This window comes from Chryseomicrobium excrementi (assembly GCF_002798305.1).
In the GTDB taxonomy this organism is placed as follows: domain Bacteria; phylum Bacillota; class Bacilli; order Bacillales_A; family Planococcaceae; genus Chryseomicrobium; species Chryseomicrobium excrementi.
Window position 1 is genome coordinate 97,616 of sequence record NZ_PCGR01000003.1, and the last position, 17,182, is coordinate 114,797.

18 protein-coding genes are annotated in these 17,182 nt (G+C 46.8%); 11 read left to right on the forward strand and 7 right to left on the reverse strand.

Going from position 1 to position 17,182, the window contains the following annotated elements; genetic code table 11:
- Positions 1 to 102 precede the first annotated feature (102 nt).
- The 4 genes from CQS04_RS09530 (at position 103) to CQS04_RS09545 (ending at position 6,221) form a co-directional block, all read left to right on the forward strand.
- Complete coding sequence (locus tag CQS04_RS09530; protein ID WP_100353926.1) at positions 103 to 636, forward strand: glycerol-3-phosphate responsive antiterminator; 534 nt, start codon at positions 103 to 105, stop codon at positions 634 to 636.
- 209 nt (positions 637 to 845) lie between these two features.
- On the forward strand, positions 846 to 2,864 hold the full coding sequence (locus CQS04_RS09535; protein WP_100353927.1) for an alpha/beta fold hydrolase: 2,019 nt from the start codon (positions 846 to 848) through the stop codon (positions 2,862 to 2,864).
- 68 nt (positions 2,865 to 2,932) lie between these two features.
- Entirely contained in the window at positions 2,933 to 4,432 is a 1,500-nt protein-coding gene (gene glpK / locus CQS04_RS09540; protein WP_100353928.1) for a glycerol kinase GlpK, read from the forward strand.
- Positions 4,433 to 4,589: 157 nt separating this feature from the next.
- Positions 4,590 to 6,221: a glycerol-3-phosphate dehydrogenase/oxidase gene (locus tag CQS04_RS09545; protein WP_100353929.1), complete on the forward strand. Its 1,632-nt coding sequence runs from the start codon at positions 4,590 to 4,592 to the stop codon at positions 6,219 to 6,221.
- Between the two features lie 50 nt (positions 6,222 to 6,271).
- Here the strand turns inward: CQS04_RS09545 and CQS04_RS09550 are convergent, their stop codons facing one another.
- Complete coding sequence (locus CQS04_RS09550; RefSeq protein ID WP_100353930.1) at positions 6,272 to 7,054, reverse strand: SDR family NAD(P)-dependent oxidoreductase; 783 nt, start codon at positions 7,052 to 7,054, stop codon at positions 6,272 to 6,274.
- 181 nt (positions 7,055 to 7,235) lie between these two features.
- Here CQS04_RS09550 and helD point away from each other — a divergent pair, with 181 nt between their 5' ends.
- Positions 7,236 to 9,485, forward strand: a complete 2,250-nt coding sequence (helD, locus tag CQS04_RS09555) for an RNA polymerase recycling motor HelD (protein WP_100353931.1) — start codon at positions 7,236 to 7,238, stop codon at positions 9,483 to 9,485.
- Positions 9,486 to 9,584: 99 nt separating this feature from the next.
- Positions 9,585 to 9,989, forward strand: a complete 405-nt coding sequence (locus tag CQS04_RS09560) for a GNAT family N-acetyltransferase (RefSeq protein ID WP_100353932.1) — start codon at positions 9,585 to 9,587, stop codon at positions 9,987 to 9,989.
- 172 nt (positions 9,990 to 10,161) lie between these two features.
- Here the strand turns inward: CQS04_RS09560 and CQS04_RS09565 are convergent, their stop codons facing one another.
- Positions 10,162 to 10,920 (reverse strand): SDR family oxidoreductase, encoded by a 759-nt coding sequence (locus tag CQS04_RS09565; protein WP_100353933.1) that lies wholly within the window; start codon positions 10,918 to 10,920, stop codon positions 10,162 to 10,164.
- Positions 10,921 to 11,076: 156 nt separating this feature from the next.
- On the opposite strand from CQS04_RS09565, the gene CQS04_RS09570 reads away from it, so the two are divergent.
- The 3 genes from CQS04_RS09570 to CQS04_RS09580 all read left to right on the forward strand — a co-directional run bounded on the left by CQS04_RS09570 (position 11,077) and on the right by CQS04_RS09580 (position 13,079).
- Positions 11,077 to 11,649, forward strand: a complete 573-nt coding sequence (locus CQS04_RS09570) for a TetR/AcrR family transcriptional regulator (RefSeq protein WP_100353934.1) — start codon at positions 11,077 to 11,079, stop codon at positions 11,647 to 11,649.
- Positions 11,650 to 11,713: 64 nt separating this feature from the next.
- Complete coding sequence (locus CQS04_RS09575) at positions 11,714 to 12,268, forward strand: NUDIX domain-containing protein (RefSeq protein ID WP_133118820.1); 555 nt, start codon at positions 11,714 to 11,716, stop codon at positions 12,266 to 12,268.
- Complete coding sequence (locus CQS04_RS09580; RefSeq protein WP_100353935.1) at positions 12,255 to 13,079, forward strand: GNAT family N-acetyltransferase; 825 nt, start codon at positions 12,255 to 12,257, stop codon at positions 13,077 to 13,079. The genes CQS04_RS09575 and CQS04_RS09580 overlap by 14 nt, the downstream gene beginning before the upstream one ends.
- Positions 13,080 to 13,104: 25 nt before the next feature.
- On the opposite strand, the gene CQS04_RS09585 is transcribed toward CQS04_RS09580, so the two are convergent.
- Positions 13,105 to 14,043 (reverse strand): GNAT family N-acetyltransferase, encoded by a 939-nt coding sequence (locus tag CQS04_RS09585; protein WP_165775508.1) that lies wholly within the window; start codon positions 14,041 to 14,043, stop codon positions 13,105 to 13,107.
- Positions 14,044 to 14,198: 155 nt separating this feature from the next.
- Here CQS04_RS09585 and CQS04_RS09590 point away from each other — a divergent pair, with 155 nt between their 5' ends.
- Entirely contained in the window at positions 14,199 to 14,678 is a 480-nt protein-coding gene (locus CQS04_RS09590; RefSeq protein ID WP_100353937.1) for a hypothetical protein, read from the forward strand.
- Positions 14,679 to 14,727: 49 nt separating this feature from the next.
- Entirely contained in the window at positions 14,728 to 14,913 is a 186-nt protein-coding gene (locus CQS04_RS09595) for a hypothetical protein (protein WP_100353938.1), read from the forward strand.
- A 57-nt stretch (positions 14,914 to 14,970) separates the two neighbouring features.
- On the opposite strand, the gene CQS04_RS09600 is transcribed toward CQS04_RS09595, so the two are convergent.
- The 4 genes from CQS04_RS09600 to CQS04_RS09615 are packed head-to-tail and all read right to left on the reverse strand — an operon-like array spanning position 14,971 to position 17,150.
- A complete protein-coding gene (locus CQS04_RS09600; RefSeq protein WP_100353939.1) occupies positions 14,971 to 15,696 on the reverse strand; it encodes an ABC transporter permease in 726 nt (241 codons plus the stop codon).
- On the reverse strand, positions 15,686 to 16,549 hold the full coding sequence (locus CQS04_RS09605; protein WP_100353940.1) for an ABC transporter ATP-binding protein: 864 nt from the start codon (positions 16,547 to 16,549) through the stop codon (positions 15,686 to 15,688). Before CQS04_RS09605 ends, CQS04_RS09600 begins: the two co-directional genes overlap by 11 nt.
- 27 nt (positions 16,550 to 16,576) lie before the next feature.
- Positions 16,577 to 16,918 (reverse strand): DUF2178 domain-containing protein, encoded by a 342-nt coding sequence (locus tag CQS04_RS09610; RefSeq protein ID WP_245858796.1) that lies wholly within the window; start codon positions 16,916 to 16,918, stop codon positions 16,577 to 16,579.
- Positions 16,911 to 17,150 (reverse strand): helix-turn-helix transcriptional regulator, encoded by a 240-nt coding sequence (locus CQS04_RS09615; protein ID WP_100353942.1) that lies wholly within the window; start codon positions 17,148 to 17,150, stop codon positions 16,911 to 16,913. The genes CQS04_RS09610 and CQS04_RS09615 overlap by 8 nt, the downstream gene beginning before the upstream one ends.
- Between the last annotated feature and the right edge of the window lie 32 nt (positions 17,151 to 17,182).

Consider the following 17,182-nt stretch of genomic DNA (forward strand, 5'->3'; position numbering starts at 1 on the left):
CATGATTTCTTCTACATGCCAGATTAAAAAGTAAAGAAACTTGTAATTTTATTTCGACTTCCGCAAAATAGAGAAAAAGTTGAGCTTAGCGGAGGGGACACTATGTGTAATAAAGTCATACCAGCCATTCGAAATATGAAAGATTTTGAGTTAGCGTTAAAATCAGACCATCAGCAGATCATCCTTTTAGAATCGAGGTTGTCTCAAGTAGAGAATGTCGTCAAACATGCAAAAAAACACGGCAAGGAAGTGTTTATGCATGCGGATTTGATTCAAGGATTAAAGGTGGATGAGTACGGACTGGAATACTTGATTAATAATGTGAAAGTCAACGGTATCATTTCTACGCGTTCCAGTGTGATCAGCTTTGTAAAAAAGCGCAATATCATTGGAATTCAACGATTGTTTGCACTTGATAGTGTAGCATTAGATCACAACTTGCGTGCTTGCCAAAAGATTCAACCGGATTATATTGAGGTCCTGCCCGGAGTCATTCCGGAAGTTCTGCAAGAAGTAAAAGAAAAGACAGGGATCAAGGTGATTGCAGGTGGACTTATTAAGAGTCAAGATGACGTAGACCGTGCTCTGGCTCACGGTGCATCCATTGTCACTACCTCTAACACAAATTTGTGGTAAGTATCGTAAAAATTTTCAAACAATTATTGACACCGCTTTCATGGAGCTATATACTTGGTCGTAAGTTAATCAAATGTGATGAGATCTCGAGACACATGAAGTACTTTGGAACTAACCAAAGTGATTTCGTGTGTCTTTTTTTATGGTCTTACAGAGAAAGGGGTGACCACATTTTTTTTGCTTGAAACTACTTACAAAGGGGATTGGACATGAAGAACAACAAGAAATCATTCATTTTACTAGCTGTTGCACTTGTTCTTATTTTAGTGGGAAGTTTAGTGGCTTCATCCTTTAACAGCGCAGGGGGAGACGTCGATGTCTCTCGAATTTATTTTGAAACAGAGCGCGGCGAACTGTCCGGTCTTCTCTACAAGCCTGATGGCGCAGATGAAGAAGCAAGACCGACACTTATTGCGACACACGGATATTTAAACTCTGGAGAAATGCAAGATGCTCAAGTGATTGAGATGGCCAAACGAGGCTATGTCGTACTAGCCTTAGACCAATACGATCATGGTCATTCAACAAATACACAAGAGAAGCCGATTCCATTCTTCTCTTTCTGGCCACAAGCCATTTATGATGCCGTTCAGTATATGTATGAGCAAGAGTATGTATTGAAAGATGCAGACGGTAATGGAATCATCGCTGTCTCGGGTCACTCGATGGGTGGGTTCTCGACAACACATGCTGTGATGTTAGATGAAATGGACTTCCAGTCTTCAGGTGTTCGTAAGATTCACAGCTCCCTGACGATGGGCTCGGACTATCAATGGGTCAAAGCGCTTGGATATACAGATGAGCAAATCAACGATTCATACGGTCCTCGTCCTTCTGGGAAGATTGCAGGAAACTATGACGAGTTCTTCTTCAACGCAGAAGCGGCTGCAGCTGGGAAATCTGTTGTGAAGAAAGATTACGTATCCACACCGGAAGGGCTTGGGTTCTTAGGTGGTCTTGAGACGGCAAATGCGAATGAAGTGTATGACGTCAATGGCGGCATGCGTGTTATTTACCAGCCGAACGAGACGCACCCTTGGAACCATTTCTCTCAAACTTCTACTGCGTATGCCATCGATTTTTATGACATGGCGTTTGAAGAGTATGGAGACGTTGTGACGAATGGCGAAGATGGTCAGAGCTGGATGTGGAAAGAATGGTTCTCGTTCGTGGCTTTGATTGGCTTCTTCTTGCTGTTCATTCCAGTCATTCGCCTTCTTACACAGTTGCCGTTCTTCAAATGGGCTGTTACAGATAAGGCAAATACATTACCCGCTCCACAGACATCAGGCGAAAAGCTTACAGGACTTGTATTACTTGCTGTCGGTATCTTGTATCCGGCACTGTTCTTCGCTGCTCTTTACAGCGGAGATGAATCCGGTATGCGTTTACTTCGACAAATCAGTTTAATTACTATTGCACTATCTGCCATCATCTTAATTGCAGGATTCGTAAAAGGTGCTGCGAAAAACGTGAAGCTTGGGGCGGGACTTGTCTTGCTAGTAAGTATCGTGCAGTACTTCTACTTGCGTGAACAGGCTCGTTTCTTTGAAACAACAGAATTCTTTGGTGCTCCAACAGTAAATCCGATTGCTTACTGGGCTATCAATGTAGCTATCGTGACTCTGCTTATCTTGATTGGCTATCATTTCGTATCTCGTCAAGAGCGCGGTGCCCGTCTAGCAGATTACGGCTTTAAAGCGGGTATCAAGACGATCTTGGCAGCGCTAGCTTCAGCTGTTGTAGCTATCGTGATCGGTTACGGAATCTTGTACCTAGTAGACGCGATTTGGAAAGTCGATTTCCGTCTGTGGACGGTAGCGGTGAAGACATTCGAAGACCAGCACGTTTGGGCATTGTTCCGTTACGCGCCGCTATTCTTGATTTACTACTTCATCGTAGGTTTATCTATCAACATCAATACATCTTCTGAGCGCTTCAACGGTTGGAAGGGATATGCAGTCTCGATCGTCCACTTTATCGGAGGCCTCTTACTGTACTTGGCCTACCATTACGGTTTATTATTTGCGACAGGAACGGCTGGCTATCCAGCGGAGTCGTTATCTTCTATCATCGTCATCGGACTAGTGCCGATGCTGACGGTAGCGGCCATCTTTAATCGCTATTTCTACCGTAGAACTGGAAACGTGTATGTCGGGACATTCTTAAATACCTTGCTTTTGACTATGATTACACTAGCAAATACGGCTCTTTACACTGTATTTTAATACCTGATAAAGAGTGAGAGGGGCCATCCCTTCTCACTTTTTATTTGCAACTTACTGGAGGTACTACTATGGAACGGTTTATGTTGGCACTCGACCAAGGGACCACGAGCTCTCGTGCTGTACTAGTTAACAAACAGGGACAGATTGTGGAAGTGGCGCAACAAGAATTTGAGCAACACTTTCCGAAACCAGGCTGGGTGGAACATGATGCTGTTGAGATTTGGAATTCGGTGCAATCGTGTATTGCAGAAGTGATTCGGAAAGCTGGCATCCAGCCTCGGCAAATCGAAGGAATTGGCATCACCAATCAGCGCGAGACGACGGTGGTCTGGAACAAGAAGACAGGACAGCCCATTTATAAAGCGATTGTCTGGCAATCCCGTCAATCGGAGGACATCTGTCGGAAGCTTCGGGAACAGGGTCATGAAGATCTGATTCGAGAGAAGACCGGGTTGTTAATCGATCCTTACTTCTCAGCTACAAAGATTCAGTGGATTTTAGAGGAAGTACCCGGTGCTCGGGAGCTAGCAAATGAGGGAGATCTGCTATTCGGCACGATGGACACATGGCTCGTCTACAAGCTATCCGGAGGAAAAGTCCATGTAACCGATTATTCCAATGCCTCTCGGACGTTGCTGTTTGATATCACGACCCTGGAATGGGACGATGAGCTCCTTGAGCTATTTACGATTCCCAAAAATATGCTGCCAGAGGTTCGTTCGTCCTCTGAAATCTACGCCTATACACAGGATTATCACTTCTTTGGACTAGAGGTACCGATTGCCGGGATGGCAGGAGATCAGCAGGCAGCCCTATTCGGTCAAGCGTGCTTTGAAGAAGGAATGGCGAAGAGTACGTTCGGGACAGGCAGCTTCATGTTGATGAACACGGGACAAGACCGCGTTCGTTCTACGCATGGCTTGCTGACGACGATTGCTTGGGGAATGGACGGAAAGGTCGACTATGCCTTAGAAGGCAGCGTTTTTGTAGCTGGCTCTGCGATTCAGTGGCTGCGTGACGGTCTTCGCATGATCGATCACGCGATGGACAGCGAGAACTATGCCAAGCGAGTGGATTCGACTGAGGGTATGTACATGGTGCCGGCGTTTGTTGGGCTTGGTACGCCCTATTGGGACAGTGAAGCCCGTGGTGCTATCTTTGGTTTGACACGCGGCACGACAAAGGAACACTTTATACGCGCGACGCTAGAGTCTCTGGCCTATCAGACAAGAGACGTCCTAGAAGCGATGATGACGGATTCGACACTTGCCATTTCCTCCTTGCGAGTCGATGGTGGAGCCGTCAAAAATGACTTCTTACTTCAGTTCCAAAGCGACATTTTAGGAGTTCCCGTTGAGCGACCGTCAGGAAATGAGACAACTGCGCTTGGAGCAGCATTCTTAGCCGGTCTTGCGATTGGATTCTGGACAGACAAGCAAGAAATCGCAGAGCGTCGTCAAATAGACCGGACCTTCGAGGAGCAACTACCGGAAGCAAAGAGAGAGCAGTTATATTCTGGATGGAAGCAGGCTGTGGCAGCGACACGATCCTATAAAAATCCAAACTGAGGAAAGTCGCCTCAATAGAAGCGCAAGGCTCAACATGGTATACTAAAGACAAGTTAATCTATCGGACCGAGAACGGAGAGACCGCATCCCTTTTATCTACAGGATAAAAGGCGATTTGTGGTCTCTTTTTTTCGTTCCCTACAAGGGAGAGAACATAATGACATTTTCAAATCTACAACGACAAGAGGTCAAACAAAGATTAGAGTCGGAGACTTGGGATCTACTCGTGATAGGAGGTGGCATTACAGGTGCCGGTATTGCACTGGATGCGGTGAGTCGAGGGTTGCGTGTGGCTTTAGTCGAGATGCAAGACTTTGCTGCAGGGACGTCAAGCCGATCGACGAAGCTCGTCCACGGGGGCTTACGCTATCTCAAACAATTTGAAATCAAAATTGTCGCGGAGGTAGGGAAAGAACGTGAAATCGTGTATGAGAACGGACCACATGTGACCACTCCCGAGTGGATGATGCTGCCATTCTATAAAGGCGGTACGTTTGGTCCTCTCAGCACAAATGTAGGGCTTCGCGTTTATGACTTCTTGGCAGGAGTGAAAAAAGCAGAACGCCGTAAAATGCTCTCAGTTGAAGAAGCCCTTACGAGAGAGCCTCTTTTGAAAAAAGAAGGGTTAAAGGGCGCAGGATACTACGTAGAATACAAGACGGACGATGCACGCTTGACGATGGAAGTGATGAAAAAAGCTGTAGAACTAGGAGCACTAGCGATTAACTATGTCAAAGTGAACTCGTTTATTTATGAACAAGGAAAGATTGTGGGAGTGCATCTACAAGATCAACTGAATCGGACAGCTTTTGAGGCACGTGCTACGACAGTCGTCAATGCAGCAGGGCCATGGGTTGATACACTTCGAGAAGCAGACGGGTCTCGGACTGGGAAGTCGCTCCTACTGACAAAAGGGATTCATCTAGTGTTTGATCAGCAACAGTTTCCACTGCGCCAGGCCATCTATTTTGATGGGGAAGATGGCCGTATGATTTTTGCTATTCCTCGTGATGGGAAGACGTATGTTGGAACGACGGATACCGTCTATAAAGAAGATCCGACGCACCCAACACTGACAAAAGAGGATGTCGACTATGTGCTCGCGGCCATCCGTTATCAGTTCCCCGATCTGAAATTGACGGAGAACGAGGTGGAATCTACCTGGTCAGGGGTACGGCCGCTTATTCATGAAGACGGCAAGTCGCCATCTGAAATCTCGCGTAAGGACGAGGTGTTTGACTCCGAGAGCGGGCTTCTTTCTATAGCAGGAGGAAAACTGACGGGATACCGCAAGATGGCAGAGCAGATCGTCGATCGAGTCCTACAAGTGCAGGGGCGGCCTGCAACGAAAACCAAGACGCAACATTTGCCGCTTTCAGGAGGAGACGTCGGCGGTTCAGCGGGCTTCCGGGCCTTCAAGCAACAGCAGCTGAAACGGGCAGCGGAACTACGCATCGCACCAAACGAAGCGGAACTTTTGATCCAGCGTTACGGCTCGAATGTAGAGAAATTGTTTACTTTATATACGGAAGCACCAGCAGCAGAGCTGGATCCACTGACGTATGCCATGCTGGAGTACGGAATAACGGAAGAACTCGTCTACACACCTGCTGACTTCTTTGTGCGCAGAACCGGTGCTCTGTTCTTCCATATCGACTGGGTAAGAGAGCAGAAACTAGCTGTGCAGAACTACTTAGCTGACCGTTTCAACTGGTCTGAAGAGGAGTCTAAGCGGCATCAACATGAGTTAGAAACGCTCCTGATAGATGCGGTTGAACCAATCGAATAGAACGCAAAAACCTCGCTTTCCGTTAAAAAAGGGAAGCGAGGTTTACATGTTTACAAGGCGTTTCCGGAACCACCATCAATGTTGACAGACGTACCTGTAACGTAAGATGCCGCGTCAGATACCAGGAATGTGATGACGTTAGAAGCCTCGTGTGTATCTCCTATACGACCGAGTGGAATCGTCTTACCTGTCTCATGTGAGAACTCATCCCACGTCAGGTCTGGACGCTGTTTTTGCCACATCTTTTCGATCTGGTCACTGCGAATCAGTCCGATACAGACAGCGTTGACACGAATGTTGTGCTTGCCGAGGTCTTTGCTCATGGCTTGCGTCAATGCAAGGCCTGCTGAACGACTGACAGATGAAGGTAAACTGCTTGCAGGAGGCGTCTTAGCCACGACCGCTGTCAAGTTGACGATAGCACCACCGCCTTGTTGTTTCATATGTGGAATCGCATAACGTGAACAGTGGATCGTACCTCCGAGCTTCAAATCGAGGTCATTCTGCCATGCTTCGCCGTCTACATCTTCGAACGAACGGGCTGCTGCAGTACCGGCGTTGTTGACGAGAATATGTAGACTGCCAAAATGAGCAACAGTTTCTTCGACTGCACGCTGGCATTCGCTTTCTTGCGACACGTCTGCTGAGATAGTGAGTACTTCTTTACCAGTTGCTTCAAGAATTTGTTGCTTAGCTTGTTGCAGTGCTTCTTCATTGCGAGCGACGATAGCTACAGAAGTACCTTCGTGAGATAGGTCTAGGGCAGTCTGGAAACCGATTCCTTTACTGCCACCTGTGATCAGCGCTACTTTTTGAGAAAGTCCAAGTTCCATGATCATCCTCCTAAAATTGTGTGATTACTCTGATAGTATCATACATGACAAAAGCGCACCTCTATGATAAAATTAGAGAGATGCGCTTGAATAATAAATGTATAAAGATTTCCTTACATTAATCATACTATATACATTTTGCAAGTGTCAAGCATTTTCACTCGAGAAAAGGGGCGATTGGATGGAGCAGCAGCTGAAGCAAGAATCCAAGTGGTTACAACAGGTGCAAGAGGCCATTGCGAAGGAGCGATTTCTGCTAGACGGAGATGCGTCTCGATTGAAAGAAGAAGTGATTCGGATTCGCCGTGAATTTTGGGATGAAGTGCGAGTCAACACAGATTCCTTTGACGATTACCTCGAGACGATTATCGGGCTTCGTCAAGAAGCGCAAGAGTTGGCAGTCCGCCAAACACTGCACGGACAGGCCTCCAAACGCCTAGAAGTGTTGAACCGTATGCAAGACAAACCGTACTTTGGCCGAATTGATTTTAAAGAGGACGGAGAAGAGGGGACGGAAGTTGTCTATATCGGCATCTCGACGTTACGAGACGATGCAAGTGATGGATTTTACGTATATGACTGGCGGGCACCGATCTCAAGTGTTTACTATGACTACCAACCGGGATCGGCCATGTACCAGACGCCAAGTGGCACCGTAACCGGAAAACTCGAAAAGAAATGGCAATATGTGATTAAGAACGGGCAGCTCGTGGCGATGTTCGATACGGGACTCACGATTGGTGACGAAATCCTGCAGCAAGTGCTCGCACATGGCACCAACGATCAGATGGGGTCTATAGTAGCGACCATCCAGCAGGAGCAGAATCAGGTCGTGCGCCATGACGGCAGTCGGGTGCTGATCGTGCACGGGGCAGCAGGAAGTGGCAAGACGTCTGTGGCCATGCAACGTATTGCGTACCTTCTGTATCACTACCGCAACACGCTGACGAGCGATCAGATCCTGCTGTTCTCACCGAATCAGCTTTTTGCGCATTACGTGGCCAACGTGTTGCCGGAACTCGGGGAAGAGAACATGCGCCAGACGACGTTCCAGCAGTATCTGAATGAACATCTGCAGCCAGAATTTACGGCAGAGACACCGTTTGATCAACTCGAGTTTATTTATACACAACAGGCTGCACCGAACTATACGTCTCGTCTTGAAGCTATCGAATGGAAAGCGTCTGCGGACTTTTTGCAGCGCATGACCGACTACATTGACCATTTGAAAGAGTCGGGACTACAGTTCCGACCGATTCGCTTTCGAGGGGAGGTCTTCCTAAGTGCGGATGAGATTGCCGACAGGTTTTACAATGAACCTTCGTCTCAATCGATACCGAACCGATTAGAGGCTCTTGCAGAAGACTTGGTGAACGTGGTGAAGCAACGTCTAAAAGGCGAATGGAAAGAAGACTGGGTGCAGCATAAGATGGACTTGATGACCAATGAGCAGTACCACAAGGCGCACCAGATTCTTGCCAAGCGAGCGGGACTCTCGCGTGCGGCATCTGCTGACTATGACATGACCCCCCAGCGACTCGCCAAATTTGTCATCCAGCAACAGCTCCAGCCGGTCCTGAAACGCATTCGAGAATTTGGGTTTGTGGATGTGGCAAGCACGTACCGAAAACTTTTTGCAGAAGAGGAGCAGTCGCAGGGAGACCACCTGCTGTATGAAGATGCAACGCCTTATGTCTATTTGAAGCAACAGCTCTTAGGAGTGGAGGCGAACCGTTCGATTCGTCATGTCGTGATCGATGAAGCGCAGGACTATTCGCCGTTCCAGTTTGCCGTCATCCGTCAGCTCTACCCGAACGCCCAGTTGACCATCCTCGGCGACTTTAACCAGGCGATTTTTGCACACGCCCGTCACAGTTCGGACTTTGGAGACATCGCAAGTCTTTATCCGAATGACGAGACACGCGCGTATTATCTCGGACGCAGTTATCGCTCGACAAAAGAAATCGTCGAGTTCACGAAGCGATTGATTCCAAATGGAGACGCGATTGTTCCGTTCGAACGTCATGGGAACGAGCCGACTCTGACACAAGTGGCGGATCAACGAGGGCTTCACCAAGCGATTGAGAAGCAAGTTCACGAATTTCAACAAGCAGGACACGAGCACATCGCCATTATCTGTCTATCTGCAAAGGAAAGTGAAGAAGCGCATGCGGCGTTGGGGCAAACTTGTGGAGCGAAGTTGATCACGACCACATCGACTGTTGCCGAACAAGGTGTTGTCATCATCCCGTCGTACCTTGCAAAAGGCATGGAGTACGAAGCGGTCATTGTCTACAACGCGAGTGATGCGGTATACGGAGATGAGGCTTTACGCCGGACGTTCTATACGGTGTGCACACGGGCGATGCATGAGCTCAAGTTGTTTAGTGTAGGGGAGCAGACAAGGTTGCTAGGAACTATGGTACGATAAGGGGAAGCAAGAGTTCAGGATCAGAAAGGATGTTCATAATGTTGCTCTATAATTGAGAAGTTCTCGTTTTCAAGAGTAATTGAAAAGGAGAGACTCTTTATGAACTATCAAACCCATATAAACGATATCACTGCCGATCAATTGCAGGACTTTTTCGACGGCTGGCCGAATCCGCCGAGTGCGGAGACGCACATCAAACTGATTCAAGGTAGCAGTCATGTGGTTGTGGCGACTGATCCGGAAACGCGGAGGGTGGTAGGTTTCATCACAGCTGTCAGTGACGGCGTGTTGTCTGCCTACATCCCATTCTTAGAGGTGATTCCTTCCTATAAAGGACAAGGAATCGGGACGGAGCTTGTAAAGCGAATGTTTGCAGAACTGCGCCATCTGTATATGATTGACCTGGCGTGCGACGACGATTTGGTCGCGTACTATGAAAAGTTCGGGATGATTCGTGGAAACAGTATGGTTTTCCGGAACTACGACCGGCAATCAGGGGAATAACAGGGAGAGCATCGACCGATTTCGGTTCGATGCTCTTTTTATGGAGAGAACTTTGCTTAGGGCACAAACCAGCATGCTAGGGGCACAAACCACCCCCAACCCCTAAATACACAACCCCTTACTAAAAAAACCAAACCCCGATCTATCGGAGTTTGGTTACACGCACTACTAATTAATATGCCGTCCAGCCACTGTCTGCCGCAATGACTTGTCCGTTCACAAAGCTTGATTCATCGGAGCCGAGGAACACGGCAAGCTGCGCGATCTCTTCCGGCTGTCCCATACGCGGGTTGATAGCCATCCCTAATTGCTGACGGCCCATTCCGTATTCACTGAGACTCGTCATAGAGGAGCCGATATTCGTCTCCACGCCACCAGGAGCAATTCCGTTACAGCGAATATTTTTGTTCGCATACATGAAAGCTGTGTTTTTTGTCAGACCGACGACGGCATGCTTCGATGCCACGTAGGCAGCACCTGCACGGGCACCGTAGAGACCGCCGACTGAAATATTATTGATAATGACCCCTTGTCCGCGTTCTAAGAAATGATTCACTGCTAGACGTGAGGCGCGCATGACCGCTGTTGTATTGACCGCAAACACACGGTCCCAGCGGGCATCTTCGATTTCACCGACAGGCTCCATGCCGTCCATGATGCCCGCGTTGTTTACGAGGATATCGAGATGGCCATAAACCTTCACAGTTTCCTCGAACAGCTTGTCAAGATCTGCAGATTCCGCCACGTTCGTCTGGATGGCGAACGCGTCACCGCCGGCTTCTTTAATACCAGCTGCTACGGCTTCTGCTCCTTCTCCATTAAGATCTGAAACTACCACTTTAGCACCTTGCTTGGCATACGCTTCTGCAATGGCCTTTCCCATACCTGATGCGGCGCCTGTTACGATGGCTACTTTGTCTTGTAGTCGCATAATTGCGGCCTCCTTCAATGAATTGGCATTTCTTATTGAACACTTGTTCAATAAAAAGTATACTAAGTCCTATAAAGTGTCGCAATAATCAAAAAATAAGAAAGTGTTCACTACTGAACACTTTTATCCTTCTTTGTATAGAAAGGAGAGAAAATTATGGGGAAGACCGATCTTCGCGTTATCAAGACGAAAGACGCTCTTCATAAAGCACTCGTCACTTTACTCAAAGAAAAGTCGCTCGAGAAGATTACAATTACGGAAATCTGCCAGTTGGCAAACGTCAACAGGGGAACGTTTTATCTTCATTACCAACAAATCGGCGACGTATTCGAAGAGTACTTCCGGGAAATCACGGCCGACCTCGCAAAGTCCTACGAGGAACCGTATCGGCATGTGTCTGTGTTAAAGACATCTGAACTCGATCCATCAACCATCCGTATCTTCCATCACATCGAGAAGTACCAGCCTTTCTATTCCATCGTATTCTCACAAAATGTCCCGCTGCTCTATTACTACCTGTTGTTCGAGGAGATCCAGAAGCTGTTCCTGAATGACCATGCGACGTCTTGGGATCATCCGGAGGTCGACCGCGAGATGTACTGTGCCTATCAAGCGAACGCCATCATCGGCATGATCTTCCACTGGTACCGTCACGACTTCAAAGAATCGGCACAACATATGAACGAACAGCTCGTTAAAATCTTGAACCTGACACACCAGCCAAACTGATTCAGTTGTTCCCCGTGGAACTTGAGACCAGGTCACAACATACAGCCCGAAAGGATGCATCTGAATGCACTCACACTTACACGCACCATTCTCTATACGACTTGGAGACCAGGTTCCTGAAGATATGAAAACCATTAAATGCACGGGTGTCCGAGCGATTTTAGTAAAAGACAACAAACTTTTAATGATGAAGTCCAATCGAGGAGACTACAAGTTTCCCGGAGGAGGGATGGAAGAAGGCGAAGACGAGGTCACGGCTCTAGCGCGAGAAATTCGGGAAGAGACCGGGTATACCGATTTTGTGATAGCAGGTCTCGCTGGAACAGTCATCCAGGCGCATCCTGATATTTATCTGACGGACGCTTGGTACTACCAGACGTCCCCGTATTATCTCGTGATTCTTAAATCAGATGCTACCCAACCGCTCGCACTGACAGAAGATGAAATCGATCACGGCTTCCACGCCGTATGGACGACACCTAAAGAAGCCATTCAAGCTAATGAAGCAGTACCGATTAATCCGTTCCTTAACTTCTATATCGAACGCGAGAACCTGGTGCTACAGGTAGTGCAAGACCGCTGGATGCCGAAGGAGGAGACGTTGCATGCGAACGATTGAGGAACTCGAAGCAATCAAAGCCTTGCAAAAGGAAGTCGAAGCACACGACAAGCTCGAGATGAAACTGAATTGGGAGATGCTCGAGACGCGAGAGCATGACAGGATGGATTTCTTTCATTATGAAGAGGGAGAGCTCGTCGCATTTCTCGGTCTGTATGGATTTGGCTCCACGGTCGAGGTGACCGGCATGGTCAAACCATCAGAACGGCGAAAAGGGCATTTCACCAAACTGTTTACAGAAGCGATGGCAACTGTCAAAGAGCTCGGCTTCACGAAAGTATTACTGAACGCACCAGCGAGTTCCGAAGCAGCAAAGCAGTTCCTTAATAAACAAGGTGCTAGCTACGCGTTTTCCGAGCATCAGATGCAGTGGCATCCGGGATGTCTCGAAGACGGGACAGGCTTTACCTTACGAAAAGCAGAAGACAAGGATCTTGAGCTTCGTACACGACTGGATATCGAAGTTTTTGGGCTGACACGAGAAGATTCGCTCGCAACAGAAGGTCGCATTACGAACGAGCCTGACACTGACCTATGGATGATCGAAGTAGAAGAGGAGCCGGTCGGCAAAGTGCGGGTGAAGCGAGAGTATGGCCAGGCGTGGGTCTACGGCTTTGCCATCTTGCCAGAGCACCAAGGGAAAGGAACCGGACGCCAGGTGCTCCGCCGCATTGTAAAAGAACAGTCAGAAGCAGGTTACACCGTGCATCTTGAAGTCGAAGCGACGAACGCCAACGCCTTGCGCCTCTATGAATCCGTTGGGTTCCGCGTGCATCATGCTCAGGATTACTATACATTTCACCTCAAGTAACTAGACCACTAGAAAACGCCAGCCCCTAATTCGGACTGGCGTATTTTACTACCTTCTCGTAAACCGCGGTCTGCGAATGAGGTGTCATACCAACGGAGCGGTACAACCGGTTAGCATTCGTCAAGCTGTCGCTGTCCACATACAAAATGACAGTACGTTCGTTACGCTGATACGCTTCATGGAACGCACGGAGCAGCAGTGCTTTCCCGATTCCGTGCTTGCGGTACTCCCGCTTCACCCCCAGCAAGTCAATGAACAGCCCGTCCTCTTCCAAACGTCCCATGAGAAAACCAGCTGCTGTGGTGCCATCCCACACCAAAAACCACAGGCTTGGATCAAATCCCTCGCCTGTCTTCTGTGCCAGCCACGTAGCTTCCTCTTTCTCTGCATACCCCCAAGAATCCTTAAAGGTCTCATTGTACGTCTCAAACAACGTATGCGCATCCATACCCGGACGAAACGGTTGGATGGTAAAGCGAGACGGAAGTTCAAAGAGTTCAGGTAGAGCATCGAGTTCAATCTTCATACGCTCATAGAGCCGGCTGAACGTGTACCCTGCAGACTCCACAAGCTCCCGAGCAGCCAGGTTTGTAAATGGCAGCTGGTTCATCAGACGCTGAGGACCGGGTAGATCCTTCGTGATTTGCAAAGCACGTTGTTCGACTTGGGCAAGAAGGGAACTCCCAATCCCTAGCCCTTTGAACTCAGGGTGTACAAATACACATGAATCCAAGCGGTTCGCGCCCGTTTGCTCAACAAATGCATAGCCCACTAGTTTAGTATCATCGGAACGTGCCACAAAGACGTCCGTCTCGATGTCGACGGCTTGCCATAGGTCGAGAACATCGGACAGGGAGATGTCCGGTTCGCCGATTGCCTCGATATCGCAGAGCGCCACCAAGTCCATTACGTCTTGTGCTTCTTCAGTAGATGGATGATCGATATGAAAAATAGGTGTTGTCATAGTCATGCCCCCTTTGTTGGTACTAATTTCATCATATCGCTTGATAGGAAGAAGTACAGAATTTCTTGAGCCAATCGTGGAACAAAACAGACTATCTGCGATGGTAGGAATTTGGTATTCTGTAAAAAAGGGGTGACGTAGTGGAGAGAAGCAGCGTGCTATTTATCATCGTGGTGGTAATTGGACTGGCAGCGTTCTTGTGGTACGACCAGTCGGGGATGGCAGAGGCGTCGTCGACTCCAGAAAGGGCATTCCAAAAATATATGGGAGAAAATCCGGTCTACGTTATTGAAATCATGGGATTAGAAGATTCGGTCTATGTATTTCATGAGCCAGTCGCATACCATGAGGAAGGGTGGATGTCGGTAACCCGGGTGGACAAGGTCGAGTATGGCTGGAAAGCGGTCAACTCGCTGTCATTCGGTCCAGAGATGCTGGACTGGGCGAGTACTATCGGAACAACTGTCGGCTCGGCGCACCCAGAGACGAAAAAGGTAATTGTCAGTGGGTTCGAAGCGCTGCTTTATACATTTAAAAGTACCGGTAAGATCATTTACCTAGTGCATGATCAAGAGGTAGAGATGCCCATCACTATCGAGGAGATGGGTGGGAGCACGATACAGGTAGGGGAATAATGTGATGCACTTCCTCAATAATTTTTAAATTCTCAGGAGGCGTGGTTCTTTGAAAGCTATCCATTTTATCATCGGCGTATTAATCATTGCACTAGGCTTCTTCTTTTTCTCCATCACAGTCGAAGGCGATTTCTTGAAAAACTTTAGCTACAAACTGCTAGGTTTTGCGATAGTAGTGGGTGGCGCATTTTATTTAAAGAAAGTCGCTCGCTTTGGAAGACAGAAAGAGAGTTAATAAGAGAAATATAAAAAAGAGAAGGTCCAGTGGCCTTCTCTTTTTGTATGCAATAACTCAAAACTCAATCTTCTTACTCTTACGAACAACTAAGAACAAGAGGACAAGAAGTGTGACAACACCAATCGAATACTGAAGCGGCGATAATGGGTTGGAGCCGACCATCACAGGATAAAAGTAACCTGGGAAGTTTTCGATAATGCCCGTCAGAATCGTATTCTCAGAATTGTAAACAATATTGCCTAAAATGTTATGGAAGAACAGTAGCATTGCTGTCAAAATCGTATAGATTGCGCCACTCTTCATCCCAAACAAAATCAGCAAGTAGCCGAATAAGAAGAATGTCATCACTAGCAGAAACACGTTGACTAAAAAGCCAAACAAGAAACTAGCTTCGAGCTCTCCAGGAACCCCCAACTGTTTAGCCACAATCAGTAACAGTGCGCCGATGGATGCATAAAACAGACTGACAAAGAATGCGATCACTACGTTCGCCACAACATAATTCACCCGATTTTTTTGCGAGTTGTTGATCAGCGTGATGGTCTTAGAAGCATAATCTCGATTGACCAGATACAGGGGATGGAGGACTGCTGCAAGCATCCCCAGCATACAGAAGAAATTCGAGACATGCTTAATGTTGAAGGCAACAGCATCCGACAAAATCAAGTAGCTGACCAAGACAGCCGGTGCCAGTGCACATAAGATTCCGATAATCAGAAAGCCATTCTTAAAGAGTTCACTCAAGTTATAATTGACGTAACTTTTGATATTAAGCACCATGTTTGGCACCTCCCATTTTGTTCATGTAGACATTGCGAAGCGTTTTCTTTTCCGTCGTAAAATCATTCAGACGAATGCCTAACTTATTTACGAATTGAAACACATCCGCTGTATTTGTTGTAGTTTCAAGTTCGACAGAAGTGTCGCTAGAACGCAGAATTGTTCCAAATTCTTGATGTTTTTGGAATGTAGCCAATTCAGTAGGTGTGTCAAATACAAGCTTTACTAGGTAGTGGTTTTGATCACTGACTTGTTGTTCCTCTTGAATCACTCCATCTTCTAAGAACAACACGCGACTGCACACACTTTCAATATCTTCTAGCTTATGGCTGGAAATGAGTATCCCAATATTTCTTTCTTTCGCCATCTTCTTCAGCTGCTGTAGGACCTCAATAGATGTTTCAATATCCATTCCGTTAGTCGGTTCATCAAGAATCACATAGCTAGGATTATTTAGTAAACTAATTACAATTCCTAATTTCTGTTTCATTCCTAAAGAATACTCTCGAACCTTTCTGTTCAAAACCCCTGAAAGCTGAAGACCTTTTAATAACTCCTCGTATTCATTTCGGTGAAACTTGTTTCCATAGATAGCTGAGAAGTAATTCAAATGAGCAAGACCTGTTTTTTTTCCAAAAAGCTTTGGTTCTTCGATCAAATACCCCACGTTTTGTGTTTCTTTGATCGAACCATCAAAGTTCTGAACCGTTTGAGCGATAATCTTCATTAGCGTACTTTTACCTGCCCCATTCTTTCCGACCAATCCAATAATTTCCCCTTGTTTAAAATCAAACGATAACCCATTCAACACTACTTGCTGCTTGTACTTTTTAGTAATTGAATCAATGATCATTCCCATTTCCCCCTTAAGTTGTACGAATTAGTTTGAAAAATCTTTGTGGTATTGCAGAGCTAAATAGATTCCACAAGCAAAGAAAGCTATCCCGTATTTCACTAGAAAGACAATCGTCCACGTTTCCTCTTTTGGAAGGATGAAATCACCCAGTATAATGGCTCCCAACATAATGAACGTGCTTTTCAAATAAATAGAATTCGTTCGTTCATCCGGTTTTCCAATTTTGTAGTAATACACAGTTACAAGAGCGGCACCAATCAGTAAAAATAGCAAACTTCCCATTAATAAAGTGTTCCAATTGCTGTTTGAACTCTCGGCCCAAGTCGTTACAGAAGAAAAAATCAATAATTGTGTGTTCTCAGCCATCATGTCCATCAGTTCCTTTCACATACGTAAAGATCTCGTTGATATTGACTTTGAAGAAATCAGCTATGCGAAATGCGAGCAGTAAAGAAGGGACATAATTTCCTTTTTCCATTACAAAAATCGTTTGCTTGGAAACCCCTACTGCCTTGGCTAATTCTGCCTGCGTCAACTTGGCAAGTACTCGATGTTCATAGACTTTATTTGAAATCGAATCGCCAAAATCACTCTTCATATCCCTCACCTCTTTAAAGTCAGCATAAAGTA

Excerpts from the sequence above, each read along its gene's own strand:
- CQS04_RS09530 (WP_100353926.1), top strand. The coding sequence starts at position 103 with ATGTGTAATAAAGTCATACCAGCCATTCGAAATATGAAAGATTTTGAG.
- CQS04_RS09535 (WP_100353927.1), top strand. The coding sequence starts at position 846 with ATGAAGAACAACAAGAAATCATTCATTTTACTAGCTGTTGCACTTGTT.
- glpK (WP_100353928.1), top strand. The coding sequence starts at position 2,933 with ATGGAACGGTTTATGTTGGCACTCGACCAAGGGACCACGAGCTCTCGT.
- CQS04_RS09545 (WP_100353929.1), top strand. The coding sequence starts at position 4,590 with ATGACATTTTCAAATCTACAACGACAAGAGGTCAAACAAAGATTAGAG.
- CQS04_RS09550 (WP_100353930.1), bottom strand. The coding sequence starts at position 7,054 with ATGGAACTTGGACTTTCTCAAAAAGTAGCGCTGATCACAGGTGGCAGT.
- helD (WP_100353931.1), top strand. The coding sequence starts at position 7,236 with ATGGAGCAGCAGCTGAAGCAAGAATCCAAGTGGTTACAACAGGTGCAA.
- CQS04_RS09560 (WP_100353932.1), top strand. The coding sequence starts at position 9,585 with ATGAACTATCAAACCCATATAAACGATATCACTGCCGATCAATTGCAG.
- CQS04_RS09565 (WP_100353933.1), bottom strand. The coding sequence starts at position 10,920 with ATGCGACTACAAGACAAAGTAGCCATCGTAACAGGCGCCGCATCAGGT.
- CQS04_RS09570 (WP_100353934.1), top strand. The coding sequence starts at position 11,077 with ATGGGGAAGACCGATCTTCGCGTTATCAAGACGAAAGACGCTCTTCAT.
- CQS04_RS09575 (WP_133118820.1), top strand. The coding sequence starts at position 11,714 with ATGCACTCACACTTACACGCACCATTCTCTATACGACTTGGAGACCAG.
- CQS04_RS09580 (WP_100353935.1), top strand. The coding sequence starts at position 12,255 with ATGCGAACGATTGAGGAACTCGAAGCAATCAAAGCCTTGCAAAAGGAA.
- CQS04_RS09585 (WP_165775508.1), bottom strand. The coding sequence starts at position 14,043 with ATGACAACACCTATTTTTCATATCGATCATCCATCTACTGAAGAAGCA.
- CQS04_RS09600 (WP_100353939.1), bottom strand. The coding sequence starts at position 15,696 with ATGGTGCTTAATATCAAAAGTTACGTCAATTATAACTTGAGTGAACTC.
- CQS04_RS09605 (WP_100353940.1), bottom strand. The coding sequence starts at position 16,549 with ATGATCATTGATTCAATTACTAAAAAGTACAAGCAGCAAGTAGTGTTG.
- CQS04_RS09610 (WP_245858796.1), bottom strand. The coding sequence starts at position 16,918 with ATGGCTGAGAACACACAATTATTGATTTTTTCTTCTGTAACGACTTGG.
- CQS04_RS09615 (WP_100353942.1), bottom strand. The coding sequence starts at position 17,150 with ATGAAGAGTGATTTTGGCGATTCGATTTCAAATAAAGTCTATGAACAT.